General features: G+C 55.4%; 16 protein-coding genes and 1 riboswitch. Of the genes, 4 read left to right on the top strand and 12 right to left on the bottom strand.

The genetic code is table 11. The features are described from left to right. Nucleotides 1-29: 29 nt before the first annotated feature. The 10 genes from cobK to HP435_RS06265 form a co-directional block, all read right to left on the bottom strand. Nucleotides 30-797 (bottom strand): precorrin-6A reductase, encoded by a 768-nt coding sequence (gene cobK, locus HP435_RS06310; protein WP_122962809.1) that lies wholly within the window; start codon nt 795-797, stop codon nt 30-32. A 13-nt stretch (nt 798-810) separates the two neighbouring features. Continuing rightward, nucleotides 811-1830, bottom strand: coding sequence for a sirohydrochlorin chelatase (locus HP435_RS06305; protein WP_173598467.1), 1020 nt, complete (start codon nt 1828-1830; stop codon nt 811-813). A 50-nt stretch (nt 1831-1880) separates the two neighbouring features. Continuing rightward, nucleotides 1881-3665, bottom strand: a complete 1785-nt coding sequence (cobJ, locus tag HP435_RS06300) for a precorrin-3B C(17)-methyltransferase (RefSeq protein ID WP_173598468.1) — start codon at nt 3663-3665, stop codon at nt 1881-1883. Nucleotides 3666-3752: 87 nt separating this feature from the next. Continuing rightward, nucleotides 3753-4712, bottom strand: coding sequence for an adenosylcobinamide-phosphate synthase CbiB (gene cbiB, locus HP435_RS06295; protein WP_173596040.1), 960 nt, complete (start codon nt 4710-4712; stop codon nt 3753-3755). Between the two features lie 13 nt (nt 4713-4725). After that, entirely contained in the window at nt 4726-5331 is a 606-nt protein-coding gene (locus HP435_RS06290) for a histidine phosphatase family protein (RefSeq protein WP_173596039.1), read from the bottom strand. Beyond that, on the bottom strand, nt 5328-6068 hold the full coding sequence (cobS, locus tag HP435_RS06285; protein ID WP_173596038.1) for an adenosylcobinamide-GDP ribazoletransferase: 741 nt from the start codon (nt 6066-6068) through the stop codon (nt 5328-5330). The genes HP435_RS06290 and cobS overlap by 4 nt, the downstream gene beginning before the upstream one ends. Continuing rightward, entirely contained in the window at nt 6065-6595 is a 531-nt protein-coding gene (cobU, locus tag HP435_RS06280; RefSeq protein WP_229049938.1) for a bifunctional adenosylcobinamide kinase/adenosylcobinamide-phosphate guanylyltransferase, read from the bottom strand. The genes cobS and cobU overlap by 4 nt, the downstream gene beginning before the upstream one ends. Before the next feature lie 5 nt (nt 6596-6600). Then, nucleotides 6601-7707 (bottom strand): threonine-phosphate decarboxylase CobD, encoded by a 1107-nt coding sequence (gene cobD, locus HP435_RS06275; protein ID WP_173598469.1) that lies wholly within the window; start codon nt 7705-7707, stop codon nt 6601-6603. Next, the gene (cobO, locus tag HP435_RS06270; protein WP_173598470.1) at nt 7707-8246 is read right to left on the bottom strand and encodes a cob(I)yrinic acid a,c-diamide adenosyltransferase; all 540 of its coding nucleotides are present in this window, start codon (nt 8244-8246) and stop codon (nt 7707-7709) included. The genes cobD and cobO overlap by 1 nt, the downstream gene beginning before the upstream one ends. Before the next feature lie 270 nt (nt 8247-8516). Then, nucleotides 8517-8740, bottom strand: a riboswitch (cobalamin riboswitch). Between the two features lie 179 nt (nt 8741-8919). After that, on the bottom strand, nt 8920-11010 hold the full coding sequence (locus tag HP435_RS06265; protein ID WP_173598471.1) for a TerD family protein: 2091 nt from the start codon (nt 11008-11010) through the stop codon (nt 8920-8922). A 273-nt stretch (nt 11011-11283) separates the two neighbouring features. Here HP435_RS06265 and HP435_RS06260 point away from each other — a divergent pair, with 273 nt between their 5' ends. Continuing rightward, nucleotides 11284-12528, top strand: coding sequence for a copper amine oxidase N-terminal domain-containing protein (locus HP435_RS06260; RefSeq protein WP_122962799.1), 1245 nt, complete (start codon nt 11284-11286; stop codon nt 12526-12528). Here HP435_RS06260 and HP435_RS06255 read toward each other — a convergent pair. After that, nucleotides 12508-14106, bottom strand: a complete 1599-nt coding sequence (locus HP435_RS06255; protein ID WP_122962798.1) for an FMN-binding glutamate synthase family protein — start codon at nt 14104-14106, stop codon at nt 12508-12510. The genes HP435_RS06260 and HP435_RS06255 overlap by 21 nt on opposite strands. Nucleotides 14107-14319: 213 nt before the next feature. On the opposite strand from HP435_RS06255, the gene HP435_RS06250 reads away from it, so the two are divergent. Then, nucleotides 14320-14850, top strand: coding sequence for a peroxiredoxin (locus HP435_RS06250; protein WP_122962797.1), 531 nt, complete (start codon nt 14320-14322; stop codon nt 14848-14850). Between the two features lie 93 nt (nt 14851-14943). Here the strand turns inward: HP435_RS06250 and HP435_RS06245 are convergent, their stop codons facing one another. After that, entirely contained in the window at nt 14944-15255 is a 312-nt protein-coding gene (locus tag HP435_RS06245) for a hypothetical protein (RefSeq protein ID WP_122962796.1), read from the bottom strand. 281 nt (nt 15256-15536) lie between these two features. On the opposite strand from HP435_RS06245, the gene HP435_RS06240 reads away from it, so the two are divergent. Then, complete coding sequence (locus HP435_RS06240) at nt 15537-16925, top strand: right-handed parallel beta-helix repeat-containing protein (protein ID WP_229049839.1); 1389 nt, start codon at nt 15537-15539, stop codon at nt 16923-16925. Continuing rightward, complete coding sequence (locus tag HP435_RS06235) at nt 16922-17509, top strand: nitrous oxide reductase accessory protein NosL (RefSeq protein WP_122962795.1); 588 nt, start codon at nt 16922-16924, stop codon at nt 17507-17509. The genes HP435_RS06240 and HP435_RS06235 overlap by 4 nt, the downstream gene beginning before the upstream one ends. The last annotated feature ends 24 nt before the right edge of the window (nt 17510-17533 follow it).

The raw sequence follows: 17533 nt of genomic DNA, 5'->3' as shown, positions 1-17533 counted from the left end.
ATGCTTGTTTATACAGGCGGCATGCCGCGTTATTGCACGACCTCTTTAAGCTGGTTCAGCACGCTTTGGTAGTCGGAAAACTTGGTGCCGTAATCGATTTTCGGACGTCCGATGACGATTGTCTCGATGCCCATTTCCAGCGCTGCTTCCACTTTTTCGTCAAAAGCGCCTACCTTGCCGCTCTCTTTCGTAATCATCAGCGTCACGCCATAGTGGGCGTAGAGCGCTTTGTTCAGCTCTTTGGAAAAAGGCCCTTGCATGGCGACGATGTTTTTTTGCTCCACGCCGAGTTCTTCGCATTTTTGCATATTGTCGAGCCGCGGCAGCATGCGGGCAACCAATGTCGTGTCCGGCAGGCCCAGGAGACGATCCGTGAACGTCTTCAACGTCTTGCTGCCAGTCGTCAGCATGATGACGCCGCGCTTGTCAGCCGCAAGCTCGGCTGCTTGCACGTAATCCTCGACGATGATCAGCTTTTCGCTGCCTGGCGCATCCAGACTCTCACGCTCGTAACGGATGTACGGAACACCCGCTCCTTGTGCGCCCGCCATCGCGTTTTTCGAGGCTTCCTCCGCAAAAGGGTGGCTCGCGTCAACGACACAGCGCACGCCCCTTTCCTGGATCAACTGCTGGATGTCGTCGGCAGTCAAGCGTCCGACCTGGACGGGCACACCGGCCTCCTCCATGCTTTTCGCTGCGTTGTCCGTTACGACGGTGGTCAGCAGATCGTAGCCGTTTTCCTTGATCAACAAGGCCAATTCACGCGCGTCGCTCGTTCCAGCCAATACGAGAATCATGCTGTGTCTCCTCCTACTTGGTTACGTGGTCATGCTTGTGGTCGTGTTTGTGATCATGGTCATGATCATGGTAATGATCGTGGTCATGGTTATGATCGTGAGCATGGTGGTGATCGTGGTCATGGTGATGATCATGGTCATGGTGGTGATCGTGATCATGATGATGCCCGTGATGGTGGTGGTGATGTCCATGTCCGTGATCGTCATCATGGTGGTGGTGATGGTGGTCGATATGCTCCATCGCTGCCAGTCTGTACTGACAGGTGTCACAGTTCAGCTTCACTTCCCCGTGCAAAGCTTCCTCGACGCGATCCTTGAGCACTTCTTTCAGCAACGGGTGGAAACCGAAATACTCGGCCATCTCAAACTGGGCATCCGGATATTGCGCGCGGAACTTCTCCAGTTGATCGCTCATCCGTTTGATCAGCACACCTGTAAACAGGAAGTACGGCAGCAGCACGATGCGCTTGGCGCCAAGCTTCAGGCAGCGCTCTACTCCCTCGTCGTACAGCGGGTAGGTCACACCCATGAAAGCTGTCTCGACCAAAGGCGCCTTGTAACGCTCCCAGAAAAGGCGGGACATTTTGTAAATATCACTGTTGGCATCCGCGTCGCTGCTGCCGCGCCCGATGACGAGCACAGCCAGATCGTCGTAATCTTCTCCGGAAGCGAAGCCCGCTTCTGCCATGCGTGTAGACAAAATGTTGATCACTTCTTCGTGAATGCCGATCGGACGACCGTAGATGAACTGTACGTGCGGGTGCAGCTCCTTCGCTTCGTCAATCGCCGCCGGGATGTGGATTTTCGCATGCCCCGCAGAGAACAGGATGATCGGAATAACCGCTACCCGCGTCGCTCCTCTCGCTACACACGTATTCAATCCTTGCAGCATGTCTGGTCTGGCAAACTCCAGAAAGCACGTCTCGATAATCGGCACATCCAGCTCAGGCGCAAGGGAAGCGACAAACTGGCGAATCTCTTCGTTGCCTTCCGGGTCCTTGCTTCCGTGTCCTACAAATAAAACCGCGTCCATTTCGTTTCCCCCTCGTTTTCGGTCAACTCCGCTACCTATTGATCCGTCTGTCAATCTCCGCAAGCGGCGTTCTCGATTTCCGCTTTGGCAGGTTCGTACCAGGCATACCCCTCCAGCTCGCCTACCCTTTGGAAAAACTTGTGGAAGCGCTCATTCGGAAACGCCTCTTTTTTGAATCGGTTCACGATTCGCTCGACAAGCGGCACAATCGCCTCTTTATCAATGCCTTCCGCAACCGGAATGCCGGAATGCGCGTTACGTCCCACCGTTTTCGCGCCCAGGAACAAATCGAATTTGCCTTTGCGGAACACGATTCCGATATCCTCCTGAACAGCTCCATAGCAGGCCATTCCGCAGCCGTTAAAGCCGATTCTCAGCTCTTTGGGCATTTCCTTGCCACCCAGCCGCTGGTGCAGCTCCTCCGCGTACGGGATGCTGTCTTTTTTCTCGCCATCGCAAAAATCGCACGCCTTCACCTGCAACACATCCCCGATCGGGCTGAGGATAAGCCCCAGCTCGCGCAAACGGCTGGTCACACTTTCCGGATCAGCAGTCGGCACACGCATGATGATCTGGTGGTGCGGGGTATATTCGATCTCGCCTTTTTCTCCTGCGACTTCGGCGATCGCCATCATCTGCATCGGCGTGATTTTTTTGTTGGCGACACCGGGACTGACGGCGAACTCAAAAATCATTTCCGGCTGAAACGATGAAGCCGTACGAACAGCGCTTGTTTGGGCAGGCTTCGTTTCGATGCCTTTTGCCGTATTGACGGCACTCAGCGCTTGCATGGCCCAATCGAGCGGCGAGCGCTCTGCCTGGTGAGCAACCGTTTGCGCTGCCTGTTCCACCGGAGGAGCTTCCAGGACAGCCGTACTCGTTGCACTTCCGGCTAGTCCGGCTTGACCAGCAGCCGACGGACTTTCCACATCAGTCGCCAGCACAGGTCGCTCACTTGCTGGCTCTACTGTCTTTGGGGCAGTCGTGCCCACGCTTTCGTCGCCTGCTTCCAATGACCACGGTTCATTTTCCACGCGCAGCCGTTGATGCGGCTTGAGCGGCTGTTCGTCTGCCGACAGCGTGTATTTGCGCTGGTAGCCGCGCGGCGTAATCATTTTGCCATCGTACACGAACGTCGAAGAGTTCCCGATGATGACCGTCGTCAACATGCCGATGTCGTGCTCCAGCATTTGCGCAAGTGTCGTCACCACGACCGTCTCGCGCTCGCGGTAGGCGCTTTTCACGATTCCGACAGGTGTATCAGGCGAACGGTATTGCAAAAGGATGCGCTGCGCCTCCACAATCTGGCGCGTGCGTCGACCGCTGCGCGGGTTGTACAAGGCGATGACGAAATCAGCCATCCCGGCTGCATCGATCCGTCTGGCAATCAGCTCCCATGGCGTCAAGTGGTCGCTCAAGCTGATCGTGCAGGCGTCATGCATGATCGGAGCACCGAGAATAGCGCCACAGGAGTTGATCGCCGAGATGCCCGGAACGATTTCGATCGGAACGCCAGTCGCCTCTGTCCAGCCTTTCTCGACCAGCACTTCGTAGACCAGACCCGCCATCCCGTAAACGCCGGAGTCTCCACTGGAGATCACCGCTACTTTTTTGCCTTCCTCTTCCGCTTGGCGCACGGCTTCGCGCGCACGCGTCACTTCTTCGGTCATCCCGGTGCTGACGATCTCCTGATTGGTCAAAAGTCCGCGGATCAAATCCACGTACGTCGAGTAACCGATAATGACGTCAGATTCTTGCAGGGCTTCCCGCGCACGCTTGGTGATATGTTCAAAACTTCCCGGGCCAAACCCGATCACAAACAACTTGCCGCTCATACGGCCCCTCCCCTTTCCATCGCATACGTGTCGCATGCAGGCGTTATATGGTCTTACTCTTACGGTGTCTTTTCGCTCATCATCCGGCTAGACAAGTGTCAGAACTGCTGCAATCCCCAAACATAAAAGCAGGCACAGCAAGGAAGTGAGATACATCAGACGAATGGTTGCCGTGATATCGGCAGCAGCCAACGGCCGATGCGGGTCCCCGAGCCTTGCCCGATTGGACGGCACACCCTGGTAGTAGTTAAGACCCCCAAGCTGTACGCCAAGTGCGCCAGCCACCCCCGCTTCCGGCAATCCGCTGTTTGGACTTGGATGCAGGTGCGCGTCTCTTTTGATCATCGCCCAGCACTGTCTCCAGTCCAGTCGTTGCAACCAGCTTGCCATGACCAAAAGCAGCGCGGTCAGGCGAGCTGGTATGTAATTCATCACGTCGTCAAAACGCGCGGACGCCCAGCCCAAGTTTTTGTACTTCTCATTTTTGTAGCCGACCATCGAATCAAGCGTGTTGGCCGCCCGATAAGCCATCGCCAGTGGCGCACCGCCCAATGCGGCGTAGATCAGCGGGGAAACAATCGCATCCACGATGTTTTCCGCTACCGTCTCCACCGCCCCCCGGCAAATTTCCGGCTCATCGAGCTGATCCGTGTCACGCCCTACCACCATCGACAAGGAGCGCCTTGCCGCCGCCATGTCATTTGCCAGCAGATGGCGGGCAATCTCCAGCCCGGCGTCCGCCAAGCCTTTTGTCGCGATCGTCGTGGAGATGAGCCAGGCTCCAACCACCCACGCGAGCAGTGGATGCACGAGAGCAGCCACCCACAAAATCAGCCAGACGGCGGCATAGCTGCCTGACACGATCAGGAGCGGAAACAAGATTCCCGCCAGCTTCAAATGCGATTCCCGCTTGACGACCGCGCGAATGACACGCTCCAGCCGCGTGATCCACCATCCGATGATCACCACCGGATGCGGCAAGCTGCGCGGGTCGCCTACCACCCGATCAATCAAGTATGCCGCGCACAATACCCACACTTCCGTCATGTTGTCCCTCTCTTTAGCTTCCCAGCCTTTGTCTGTGCCAGCGCTGCCCATCCCACTCCGCAAACAGCGCTTCTCCGTGCTTTAGCCCGTCTACTTGCCAGTATTGGCGCGGATCTTTTGCAAGCCATGCCGCCTGGAACCAGCGAATCACTCCGCCGTGGGCAACCAATACGGTCGTTTCGTTTGGTTCCCGCTGTTGCCGATCCATCAGCTTGCACAACCAGCCGTCTACGCGGTGGCCCAGCGCTTGCAGGCTTTCCCCGTTGGGCGGACAGCAGTGAAAAGGATCGTCGTACCAGCGCGTAGCCCGCTCGCAATCCGCCTGCATCAGCTCGTCGTAGGTCAGCAGCTCCCAGTCGCCAAAAGACAGCTCCCGCAAAGCCGGAACAGAGATGATCGGCACATCCCATACGTCGGCCAGCGGTTGGGCCGTCTCCAGGCACCGGAGCAAATCGCTGGCGTAGAGCGCATCAGGCCGTTCGATCTGGCGGGACAAGCGCTCTGCCAGTTCACTCGCCTGCCTTTTTCCATCTATGTTCAAAGGGACGTCGCTATGCCCGAGATATCTGTGTTCCCGATTGCTGTCAGTCTCGCCATGGCGTATCCAGACCCACCTCATAACCACCAACTCCCGACCAGTACAAGCAGCATGACCGCCTCGCTGCTCTCGATGACAGCCCCGTAGCAATCCCCGTTCAGCCCGCCCAGCTTGCGGGCAACCGAACGACAGAACAGCAGAGCGAACAAGCACGATCCAGCGATCGCCGCGACGACCTGCCAGCCGCCTGCCAGCCAGCCAGCTGCGAGCAAAGCCACATAGCCGATGACGATCGCCCACAGCGACAATCCGGCGCTGATGCCTTTGCCGATCCCTTTATCCGCCGACAAGTACGGCCAGAACCGAATGGCAAGCAGGACATGGGTCCGCGCCGCTGCGGGAACAAAAACGAGGAGCAGCCCCCAGCCTGGATGTGTCAGCTCTGCCAAAGCGCCCGCCTTGAGCAGCAGTAGCAAAAGCGCCGCCAGCACGCCAAAAGCACCCACGCGGCTGTCCTTCATGATCGCAAGCACTTGTTCTTTTGGCCTGCTGCTGCCCAATCCGTCCGCCAAATCCATCCAGCCGTCGAGATGCAGTCCGCCTGTGATGTACACCCAGACGACGAGCGTCAACACGGCGGCAAGCCACGGACTGAAGAGCGAAAGCCCTGCCTGGTGGACACCCCATAGCAAAATACCTATGACCAGCCCGACAGCCGGATACCAGTTGACGCTTTTTTTCCACGCCTCATCGGATGGGCGCAGCCACGGGACGGGAATCCGCGTAAAAAAGGCAATCGCGTGCCAAAATGCATTCATCCTTTGATCCTCCACGGGATTCCGGCCATTACCGCGTAGACGGCATCCGCCTGCCGTGCACTCTGTTGATTGACATCCCCGAGCACATCGGCGAACCATCTGCCCAGCCGATTCATCGCCACTCCGCCCAAGCCGACCTCGCTGGTGACTGCGATCACTTTTTGCGGGGAGCGGCTGACGAGGGCAAGCCACGCCTCCAGTTCCTGCAAAAGCGCTTCGGTATGCTCCTGGCTGCGCCACTGCGCTTCCTCGACGCTCATCAGCCGATTGCTCACCCATGTCGACAAGCAATCAATCAGCACGACCCCGTAGCCTGATGCAACGCTCTCGTAGTCGCAAAGCCGCTCCCCTACCTCGACGCTTCCCCATTGACTTGGACGGCGCTCTTTGTGCCGCTCGATCCGCTGCTTCATCTCTTCGTCCCAGGCTTGCCCCGTTGCTACGTAAAGAACTCGCTCGCCAGCCTGTTCGGCCAGCTCTTCGGCAAAGCGGCTCTTGCCGGAGCGAACGCCGCCTGTCACCAACACCAGACTCAACGCTTGCCGCCCCTTTCATCCCGCACCTCGCGCAAGACCGCCATCAGGCGAGCATTTTCCGCACTTCCGCGAACCGCGATGCGCACGTCATGGGCAGTCAGTCCGGGATACATCGCGCAATTGCGGATCAGCACCCCTTTTTTGCCAAGCCATTCTTGCAACTGGGCCGCCGGCAGCTCCCCCGGCGAGCGAACGAGCAAGAAGTTCGCCTCTCCCGGCCACACTTGCCATCCCAGCTCCTTGCCGACGAAGTCGAGCAATTTGGCCCGCTCTTCGGCGATCAGGCTGCGGGTTTTTCGCTCGTACTCCTGCTCTATCAGGCACAGTTCCCCCGCCAAAAGGGCCAGCGCATTCACGCTCCAGCTCACTTGCTTTTGCCGCATGTTGGCGATCGCGTCCGGATGGGCGATCGCGTATCCCAGACGCAGACCGGGAATCGCATACATTTTCGTCATCGACCGCATCAAAATGACCCGAGGAAAGCTCTCCAGGCGACTCGCCAGCGTAAATTGCCGTTCTTCCGCCACGAAATCGAGAAAAGCTTCGTCCACGACCAGCCAGGTGCCTGTCTCTGCCGCCCAGTCCGCCATTTGCAACAGCTCCTGCGGCTCGTACAAGATCCCGGTCGGGTTGTTCGGCGAGCCGACAAATACGAGATCAGCCTGTTCAAACAGCTTGTACAGCTCGGCATGATCCGGCTTGTAGCCGTTCTCTGCTTTTCCGTAGCAACCAATGACACGCGCGCCAAACTGCTCGGAAAGCTCTGCATATTCCGAAAAGCACGGATACACGACGCCGACTGTCTCTGGTTGCAGCCCGAGAATCGCCAAAGCCATCGCTTCCGCCGCTCCATTGGCTGGCAAAAGATATGCTTCCGGCAGTCCGAGACGCTTCGCCAGCGCCTGGCGAAACTCGCGGTGTCCCGGGTCCGGATAGCGCAACACCGCAGACAGCGAATCCAGCAGCATGTCCCTGACCCGTTCCGGCATGCCGAGCGGATTGATATTGGCGCTGAAATCGAGAAACTCTCCAGGCTTTACGCCAAAGCGTTGCGAGGCGGTCAGCAAGTCGCCACCGTGACCATACGTTTCCAGCACGTTCATTAAAATTCTACCCCCAGCACTGCTGGTATTCCTTCGTCATAGTAATGCTTGAGCGGCTTCATTTCTGTCACCAGATCAGCCATGTCCATCACTTCCTGCTTGGCGCTCCGCCCCGTCACGACCAGATGCACATGGCTCGGCCTGTTTTGAATCGCTTCCAAAACATCCGACAGCGGCAGCACATCGTCAATGGGAAAACGATCGATCGCCAGCGCGTTGTTCAGCTCGTCCAAAATCACGACGTCATACGCTCCCGAAGACAGCTTTTCCCGGGCAAAAGCCCACGCCTCCTTGAGCGCTTCCCGATGCTCCTCTGGCGTCTTCGTCCACGTAAAGCCTACGCCCTTTTGCACGATCTCGATGCCGAGCTTGTCAAAAATGATTTTCTCTCCATACGTCCGCTCAGGCGACTTGATGAACTGAATCATAATCACCTTTTTCCCCCGCCCGGTCGCCCGTACAGCCAGGCCCACCGCTGCTGTCGTCTTTCCTTTTCCGTCTCCGGTATAGACCAAAAACAGTCCACGTTTATTGCTCACAACGCACACCCCCAGATTGAAGTGAAGACCTTGCTGTCATTTTGACCCTACATACTTTTCAGGGCCCCCGTCAGTTACCTAAAAAAGGATAGTTTTCTCCAGCCCTTTTCAGGTACTTTTCGGGGACCCCATTGTCCAGTCCAAAAAGTGTCAGCGATTGCTTGTCAGGCGCACAAAAAAACGCTTTGTTTTCCAAAATCTAGAAGGAAAACAAAGCGCGGATAGCTGACAAAAACAATCCTCACCTCTTCCTTTGACCCGAAGGAAAACAGTGCATACACCAAAACAGGCAGGTTTCCTGGCTCAAGGATCATCACTCTTCTTCTCCTTCCCGCCTCGTAGTGGGGCAGTGGATGGCGCCGTTGCCAGGAAGAAGAGCTACTCTTTTACAGTGGCGGGACCGCGTTGGCATTTCACCAAACTTCCCTTTTAACCCTGTCTTTCACGAAATAAGCACTCGCAAAAACACAAGGACCTGTTTTCTATCCTATTCAAATGTCGTTCATTCATTTCAATAACACTCACTTGTTTTAATAATAGCAAATGCTACCGTGGATTCAAGCAAAAGCTGCAAATCGGAGAGGGAAAATGGAAAAACACGGAAAATCCGAGGGAGCGATTCTTGCAAACAACGAAAAAAGCCAGCCTGAGCTGACTTTTAAACTTCCCATCATTAACCAGCGAGGAAATCAGCCAAGATCACTTCCATGTCAAACGGGGTAATCCCCTCTTCCATGGAAAAAACCGTGTCTGCTTCCTCCATCCGGTCGGTAATCGTCCCTCTCGCCTGTGCGTGCAGGGTGAACAGCTCGTGCAAGGTCGGCTTCACAAGTGTCGTCAGCGCGCGGCCCATCCATTCGATACCGCCGCCATTTGCCTCTACGTTGTTGACGAAGCGCGGATGCGAACGCAGCGCGATGTCCGTCCAAATGACTTTTCGCTCTGCCAGATCGAGAATGACCGGGAGGCAGATCGTCGAACGGGCAGCGATGTCGGCTTTATCCTGAACTGTCAACGGTTCAAAAACTTCGCCGGACTCGGGCTGACTGCGGATCATCCAGCCTGCGAAGCACTCCGGCAAATCGCAATACGGCTGGCTCGTAAACGAGTTCAGTGACATCACGACATAGCGCCCGCCGTATCGAAGCACTGACTCGATATCGACATCGATGAACTCGCACGCTCCGTTCGGCGCCTGTACGACATCGCCGCTATGGCAGGCGCGATACTTCGCGGACCGCAAATTGGTGTAGGACACATGCTCCATGTACGTCCACTTCTCGTCATACAGGACAGCGGACAAATCGATATCTACCCGCCCGGTAGGGACATCGTTGACGATCCCTTCCTTCCACCAGGTGAAAAAGCGGATCGTGCTCCCCTCGGGGATCGGCAGTCTGGAGCCGCGCGCTATCGTGCGCAACGCCTTGCTTGCCGATCTTTGGGAAAAAGGCACCAGTTGCTCGTGCAATTGCGGGTCGATATAAACTTTTCCGAGAGCAGGCAAGGCAGAAAAGCGCTGAATCAACACCTCGCGACATATCCCGGCTGCACGCGCGCGCTGTTCATCCGCCAGCCGTGGAAGCGCATTGGGGATCGCCTGTACTTTTGCCACTTCTCCTTTTGGAAAGAACGTTCGCCACTCACCGTATCGCTCCCGCTTGTCAAAGTGATTCATCACCTGCAAAAGGACGGGGGTCGATACAGAAGTCGCTATCTGCTCAAAGGAGCGCAACACCTGATCGCCCGCTTCCGTCAAGCGAAGCATGTGATCCAGCCGTCGGGCAAATTCACCTGGCCGTTGCATCAGCAATCTGGTCGCTTCTTTTATATCGCACGCCAGGATCGCCAGCTCGACCTGACTGTTGAAAGTCTCGATGCGCCGATTGTTGCGCAAAATATCAAACGCTTCCGCTGCCCGCGGATAACGGTCTTTGTATTCAAAAGGATGCAAAATCTCCCCGAGGCGAATCCAGCGGTTTTTATAGCGCTGCATGTCTTCCGCCAGGTTCGGGCTTGCTTCCAGCAATCGAAGCAACAGCCTGCGCTCGGCCCGTCTGAACTTGCGAAACTTCGCAGGGGCAGCCAGGCTGACATCCCCGTCGGACAGAGCCGCCGCCAGTCGCAGAACATCTGTCGACGTCTTGCAATATTTCGCCAAAAAGTCAGGCGGCATTTTGTCGGCCCGAAGCAACATGCTCGCCACGACAGCGGCATTTTCCTTGTGCGGGATTTCCGGCGGCAAAGCTTCCGCAATCCCTTTGCAACCGTGAATCAAGCCTTTCAAGTCTTCCTTGTCCTGAGCGGAGAGCGAACTGTTCGCCCGCAGCATGTTCATGCCTATTTGCAGCAGCTCTTCGTCCGTTCCCAGTTGAATCACTTTCAAACGGGATTCTTTCAGGAGCGGCAGCCGCTTTTTCACTTCATGCACGGGAAGCTGCCACGTCAAGTAATGGATAATCGCCTGGAGGTACAGTTCCCCGTCGCTCGCTTCCATGACCTGGCGCGGGAAATTCGGATAAAAAGGCTTGAAGCGCCTGGAGGCACCGACCATGTCTTTTAAAACTCTCACTACCTCCGAGTAGAGCGGGAAAAATTCCGCTTCGGACAGCGTGCGGATTCGCTCGATCAGCTCCAGGGAAAACGTGTAGCCCAAGCTCTCCATATTGCGCAAGGCCGCAGCCAAGTAAGCGACAGGCAATTCATGCTGTCCCGCTTTCACAATCAGTTTGTTTTTCCGGCGAAGGTAGATTTGATTTTTCATCGGCAGCAATAAAAAAAATCAGGAAAGCAGTACCCCTAATATCCAAGTTGAGTAGAAGGAAGGTGTACAATAGCCTGATTTTTTTGTTCCTTTTGTCATTTTTATACATATTATCCTGTTTGCCATAGGTTGTAAAGGCTCTCCCGAAAAATAGGAGTTTCTTCACAGGCGGTCTGTTTGGCCTTGCATCCTTTCGATCAGGCACTGGAAAACAACCCCATAGTACAATAAGACAGCACCTGCCTGAAATGAAAAACATTGAGGACATGACAGATGAAAAAAATTCAGCAAATCATGGCGCTGGCTGTACTGCAAAGCGCTGTTTCCTTCGGCACTCCTGTCTGCGCACAGCCCGTCGACGTCACGGTAAACGGGCAAGCTGTCGCCTTTCCCGACGTCCAGCCGTATGTAGACGCACGCTCGCAACGTACGCTGGTGCCCGTCAGATTCGTGGCTGAAAAGCTCGGGCTGCGCACGCAATGGGATGCAAAAACCGGACAGGTTACGCTGCAAAACGCGACAACCACGATCAGGCTGACGGTCGGTCAAAGCATTGCGCACGTGAACGGCAAGCAAGTCCAGCTGGATACGGCAGCTGCGCTCCGCAATGGCCGGACAATGGTGCCGCTCCGTTTTATCAGCGAATCATTTGACGCCCGGATCGATTGGAACGCCGAGCGCAATCTGATTGTTATCGCGACAGCCGCTCCAAAGCAGCACAGCACGTGGCTGTGGGATGCGTCCTTGCTTTTGAGCGGTCAGGAACAGGAGCGAATGATTGAATTTGCCGCGGAACAGCAAGTGACGAGCATTTACTTGCAAATCGACAAGGACATTCCGCAAGCTGTATACCAATCGTTCATGCAAAAAGCGCAAAAAAGGCAAATCAAAGTAGAAGCATTGAACGGCCGCCCCGGATGGGCTTTTCCTTCCGGCCACAGCCAGATCGAGGCTTTTATCGACTGGGTCGAAGCCTACAATGCGGCTGTCGCCCCTGAGGAGAGGTTTTCCGGGCTGCATTTTGACATTGAACCGTACGTGCTTCCCGAATGGAAAAGCGATCAGACACGGGTCGTCAGCAACTGGATGGACAGCATACGCCTGATCGAGCGCAGAACAAAAGCGAACGGTCTGCGGCTTACGCTGGACATTCCTTTTTGGCTGCATCAGGTCAAGGTTCCCGACACCCGCTACAGTTTGAGTGCGTGGATGCTGGAAAAAGCCGATGCGGTGGTCATCATGGATTACCGCAACTCCGCTTTGGGCAATGACGGAATCATCGCCAATGCCCAGCCGATTTTGCGGGAAGCGGGCACATTGGGCAAGCAGGTCATCGTCGGAATCGAAACCGCCCCCAGCGCGGAAGGTGCCCATACGACTTTTCATTCGCTGCCGACACATGTGCTGAAAACAGAGCTTCAGCTCGCCAAGGAAAAGCTCGCTCAGCACGCAAGCTACGCAGGCTTTGCCATTCATGACTACAACCACTGGACGAAACTAAAGCAAGACAGCTTCTGAGTGTCCGGGCTGCTCGGGCTCGGGATACGGGAACAAATCCGCTACCCGCACGCTCTGGCCGCTTTCATTCGTGTAGACGACATGCTCGCGCGTAAAATCACGCGGGCTTTCCAGTCCACAGGCTGCGGCGAGCGAAAACAAGCCTTCGCGCAACTGCAAAATGTAGTTCATGACCCGCCACTGCTTTTCTTCCGGGGCGAGCGCCTCCTGGTATTTGGCGTCCGTGGTCGTAATTCCGGTCGGACACTTGCCTGTATGGCATTGCATCGCCATGATGCAGCCGTTCGCCATCATGAAGCCGCGCGCGGAGTTGACAGCGTCCGCCCCTAAGGCGAGAGCAATCGCCACTTTGTCAGGCGTGATCAGCTTGCCGGACGCAAAAATTTTGAAGCGGTCACGCACGCCGAATGTCCGCGCCACATCGTCGAGGATGAGCAGCGCAGGATAGAGCGGCAGCCCCATCCCGTCCGCCATCGCTTTGAAAGTCGCGCCAGAACCTCCCTCCGAGCCGTCAACCGTAATGAAATCGGGGTAAATATCCAGCTCGGTCATTTTGGCGAACAGCGGCTCCAGCCTTTTGGCGTCACCGACGACGATTTTAATTCCCACTGGTTTTCCGCCCGCTTCCTGCAACGTGCCGACAAACCGGAGAGCTTCCTCTGGTTTGGTCAGAAACGCAAAACGGTTGGGGGAATTGACCGTTTTGCCCACAGGCACCAGCCGCGCTGCCGCCACCTTTTCTGTCACCTTGGAGCCTTCGAGATGGCCGCCCCGTATTTTTGCCCCTTGATGAAATTTCAGTTCAAACGCTTTGATCGCAGGCTGACTCGCCTTGCGCTTGTATTCCTCGATCGAGAATCGCCCTTCGTCATCGCGGTATCCGAACATGCCTGGCCCGATCTGTGCGACGATATCCGCGCCTGTAGCGAGGTGGACTTCCGCCACGCCCCCTTCTCCTGTGTTGATCCAGGAGCCGCCCGCCATTTTGGCTCCGCTTCCCGTAGACAAAATGTAGTTTTCTCCGACCGCCCCGTACGATGTGGCAGATGCCCCGAACATGCCTTTGAGCCGCCACGGGTGTTCGCGGCGCTCTCCCACGACAATCGCATCCTGATCAGCCAGCAGCCACGGCTTCACTTGTTCCTCGATGAACTTTTCCTGGCGAGTGAACAGGCCCTCATCTGTAATCACGTACTTTTTGCCCACAAGCACTTGCTCGTTGTCTACCCGCAGCTCGCTCGTCAGCTTGGGAAACATGGCGTTGGACAAGTAAAAGCCCGGCTTTTCGTAATCTCGTCTGCCGCCAAACGAGATGAGATCCGTGCGGTATTTCGCCGCGTAGACCAACCCGACGAAATCAGCGCGGGAAAACGGTCTGCCGTCTGTGTCGTTGTCAAACCAGTATTGGCGAAATTCCGGCCCGAGCTTTTCCAGCAAATAGCGCACCCAGCCCAAAAACGGGTGCGAGCGGATAATCGAATGCTTCGGCTGTTTGGACAAGGCGTACATATATCCGAAAAAGACAAGCGGCGGCAGTACCACCACCACGAGCACTATGATCAAAAGTATCGACTGCATCTTGTTTCCCCTCCGGCATTGAGCATCTTCGTTCATTAGGATGCTACCTGATCCTTCCTCTCATACAGTACGGCGGTTTAGGGCAATTCCGCTCCTGTTTTTGTGCAAAATATTATTTAAAGTAACTTTCAAATGATATTGATTATAAATATCATTCATGATAATTTGATAGCAGAACCATACATCATGCCTACAGAAACGAGGAGATTCTCGATGAGCGCACGCATTGGACTTCCCGCACCCGATTTTACGATGGACACCGTGACGTTTGACAACGGCTTCCCTGTTCCGAAAAGCTTGGTCGATTACCGCGGCAAGTGGCTGCTGCTATTTTTTTATCCATTTGATTTTTCCAAAGTATGCCCGACCGAAATTCTCAGTCTCAATCGCCGAATTGACGAGTTCCGTGAGCTGAACGTCGAAGTGCTCGGCGTCAGCGGAGACAGTGTGCATACGCACAAAGCCTGGATGAGAGCAAGCGACGGAATCGGGCCGCTGTCGTTCCCGCTGGCTTCTGATTACAGCAAAGAAGCGACCAACAGCTACGGCGTGCTCGATGAAGCGACCAAAGCACCCCTGCGGGCGAGCTTCATCATTGACCCGGAAGGCATCTTGCAGTATGCGGTTGTCTCCAACTCCAAAGTGGGCCGAAGCGTAGATGAGACATTGCGGGTCATTGAAGCTTTGCAATCCGGCGGCCTGTGTCCGATGGACTGGAAGCCAGGGCAAAAAACGATCTCTTAACAGGCATACAGCAACTGACAGGCAACGAAAAACCTCGACCGAATGAGCTGGTTGACAGCTCCGGTCGAGGTTTCTTTTTGGCGAACAAACAGCCTAATCGTACTTCTCGTCGTCCACGCGTATTTGCCCGTCCACGATCAGCTCCAGCTCCGTTTCGAAGTTCAGCACGATTTCGCCCGGCATCTGGTCGGCGACCTCTGCCAAATCGGGAAGCAGCAGCGCGTCTTCCAGCGATTCGGGCTTTGCTGGCAGCTCATTGAACCAGCCGCGAATCGCATCCATCAGCTTGTAAAACGACGCCTCGAACTGGTTGGCGTCATCTTCGGCGTCATCCTCATGGCTTCTTTTCATCCGCTCCCACGCATCCAGCGTCTGGCGCAGTGCTTTTTCGATCGTCGCGTCCATGCCCCGCCCTCCTTTTCGCTCCTGTATTCTTCCTAGCTAGTATGACCGCTTTCGCTGCCCTTTTCCAGCCTTTCCGGCACCTCCGCTTTCGGATGAAGTCCCTTCCATTTTTTATAATCGTTGCGATTTTTGACACCTTTTATAGCCCGTTTGAGTCATACGCAAATGAATCGGGACTGCTATCCTAGTCTTAGCTGGCAGCCCCTTCCCTCAGGAGGAATTATCGAGAGCTCTCATTACAAAGGGGGGAACGTACCCTGACTCGTACTAGGAACAAAAAAATGGCGCTTCGCCAACTGCTGTCTGCTTCCCTGGCAATCGCGCTTGTCATGCCTGCTGCCCTCACAGCGCTGGCGGAAGAGTCCGCAGACTCCTTGCAAGCACAGATCGACCGGGCGGCACCAGGCGAAACTATCACGATACCGGAAGGCAAATACGAAGGGCCGATTCGCATTACGAAGCCGCTCAAACTGGTGGCAGACGGAGACGTCAAGCTGACCAACCCGAGCGAGGAAGCTGCCTTGATCATCGCGGCAGACGACGTTACCTTGCAAGGCATTACGGTGGTGGACAGGAGAATCAACAGCGAGGATGCCTCGATTATCGTCAAGGGCAACCGCAATCTGCTGGAAAAAGTCACCGTGGATACGATGGGAACGGGCGTTCAGTTGCGAGGGGCCAACTCCAATACGCTGCACAAAGTTTTCGTCATCGGCAAGGTAAAAGACAGGGGCAGTACGAGTGATGCCGGCCACGATCACAGCGCTCATCTGTCCAAAAGCCAAAGCAAGCCAAAGGTGACGGTCCAGGCTCAAAAAGGAAACGGCATCGACCTGTACGACTCGAATGACAATCGGCTGACCGACAATCAGGTGACGAACGTCTTTGACGGAATCTACCTGGAGAAAAGCAGCGGCAATCAGCTGGAGCAAAACTGGGTGGAAAAGTCGCGCTACGGCTATCACCTGATGGGCACCACGAATACAACTTTGAAAAACAATACCGGCAGCGAAAATGTGACGGGCGCCATGCTGATGGAAACAAGCGAAGCCACAGTCATCGGGAACCAATTTTTGAAGCAGCAGAAAAACCCGAACTCCCAAGGCATTTTGCTGTACGATGTGCAAAACTCGCTCATCACGGACAACCGCATCGAAGGGAACCGGGTCGGACTGTACCTGGAACGCTCGACCGAGATTACCGTCAAAGGCAATCAACTGGCGCTCAATTTCGTCGGAATGCAGCTCACGTCCTCTTCGCAAAACACGTGGACGAACAACCAGTTCATCTCCAATGTCATCGCGGCGCAAGCCCAGGACAGCGCCACTGACAACATAAACGGCAACTATTGGGACAACTTGCTCGGTCTTGACGTAGACGGCGATCATATCAGCGATCTGCCGTACGAAATGAACCCGTTTTACCTCGGCCTGACTGACGCCGTTCCCGCCTATCAGCTGTTTTTCCAGTCGCCGGGCTTCGTGTTTCTGGAAAATTTGTTCACAAACGGCGCAGGCAGTCCGATTCGGGACAACTCGCCGCTGATGCCGACATCCGCTGTCTTGGCAGCCGATGCCCAAACGACCAGCGGCTGGGGTGCTGGCATACTTGGCCTCATTCTTTTACTGGGAAGCTGTACATTCATATACGTAGGAGTGAAGAAATCATGATGAAATTGAAAAAATGGGTAACCACACTGGGAGCAATCGCAGGAATCAGCCTGCTCATGGTCGGCTGCGGAAAAGAAGAAGCACAGCCTGTAGACATCGCGGAAGGCGTAGACAAATGTGACCTCTGCCACATGCACGTGCCGAACGACCACAACGCAACAGAAATCATTTTGAAAGACGGCAAAGCGCTGAAGTTCGACGATATCGGCTGCTTGCATGAATGGACGAAAGAACACGGAACAGACGAAGTCGCCATGCAATACGTTCGCGACTACTATACGGCAGAGTGGACAAAAGCCGATACGGCAACTTTTGCCTACGACAAAGAATTTAAAACGCCAATGAGCTACGGTATCTACTCGTTCAAAGACAAAGCGGAAGCGGACAAATTCGTGGCGGAACAAAAGAAAGGCGTCGTCATGAACGCGGAAGGCCTGAAAAGCCACACGTGGGAACGCAGCATGAGCGAGCATATGAAAAAAGACGGACATTCTTCGGGCGGACATCAATCCGGCGGTACGGAGAGCACTCCTGCCCCAGCACACGGCAATGGCACAAGCACGCCAACGACTACACACCACTAATACCACGAATAGAGGAAGTGGCGA

Origin of the sequence: Brevibacillus sp. HD3.3A, from assembly GCF_013284375.2 — a bacterium.
Taxonomy (GTDB): domain Bacteria; phylum Bacillota; class Bacilli; order Brevibacillales; family Brevibacillaceae; genus Brevibacillus; species Brevibacillus parabrevis.
The sequence above is the reverse complement of the archived record's forward strand: the minus strand, read 5'-3'. Positions and strand labels throughout refer to the sequence as shown.

Coding starts and splice junctions, on each gene's coding strand:
- cobK (WP_122962809.1), bottom strand. CDS start 797: ATGATTCTCGTATTGGCTGGAACGAGCGACGCGCGTGAATTGGCCTTG.
- HP435_RS06305 (WP_173598467.1), bottom strand. CDS start 1,830: ATGGACGCGGTTTTATTTGTAGGACACGGAAGCAAGGACCCGGAAGGC.
- cobJ (WP_173598468.1), bottom strand. CDS start 3,665: ATGAGCGGCAAGTTGTTTGTGATCGGGTTTGGCCCGGGAAGTTTTGAA.
- cbiB (WP_173596040.1), bottom strand. CDS start 4,712: ATGACGGAAGTGTGGGTATTGTGCGCGGCATACTTGATTGATCGGGTG.
- HP435_RS06290 (WP_173596039.1), bottom strand. CDS start 5,331: ATGAGGTGGGTCTGGATACGCCATGGCGAGACTGACAGCAATCGGGAA.
- cobS (WP_173596038.1), bottom strand. CDS start 6,068: ATGAATGCATTTTGGCACGCGATTGCCTTTTTTACGCGGATTCCCGTC.
- cobD (WP_173598469.1), bottom strand. CDS start 7,707: ATGAACGTGCTGGAAACGTATGGTCACGGTGGCGACTTGCTGACCGCC.
- HP435_RS06265 (WP_173598471.1), bottom strand. CDS start 11,010: ATGAAAAATCAAATCTACCTTCGCCGGAAAAACAAACTGATTGTGAAA.
- HP435_RS06260 (WP_122962799.1), top strand. CDS start 11,284: ATGAAAAAAATTCAGCAAATCATGGCGCTGGCTGTACTGCAAAGCGCT.
- HP435_RS06255 (WP_122962798.1), bottom strand. CDS start 14,106: ATGCAGTCGATACTTTTGATCATAGTGCTCGTGGTGGTGGTACTGCCG.
- HP435_RS06250 (WP_122962797.1), top strand. CDS start 14,320: ATGAGCGCACGCATTGGACTTCCCGCACCCGATTTTACGATGGACACC.
- HP435_RS06245 (WP_122962796.1), bottom strand. CDS start 15,255: ATGGACGCGACGATCGAAAAAGCACTGCGCCAGACGCTGGATGCGTGG.
- HP435_RS06240 (WP_229049839.1), top strand. CDS start 15,537: ATGGCGCTTCGCCAACTGCTGTCTGCTTCCCTGGCAATCGCGCTTGTC.
- HP435_RS06235 (WP_122962795.1), top strand. CDS start 16,922: ATGATGAAATTGAAAAAATGGGTAACCACACTGGGAGCAATCGCAGGA.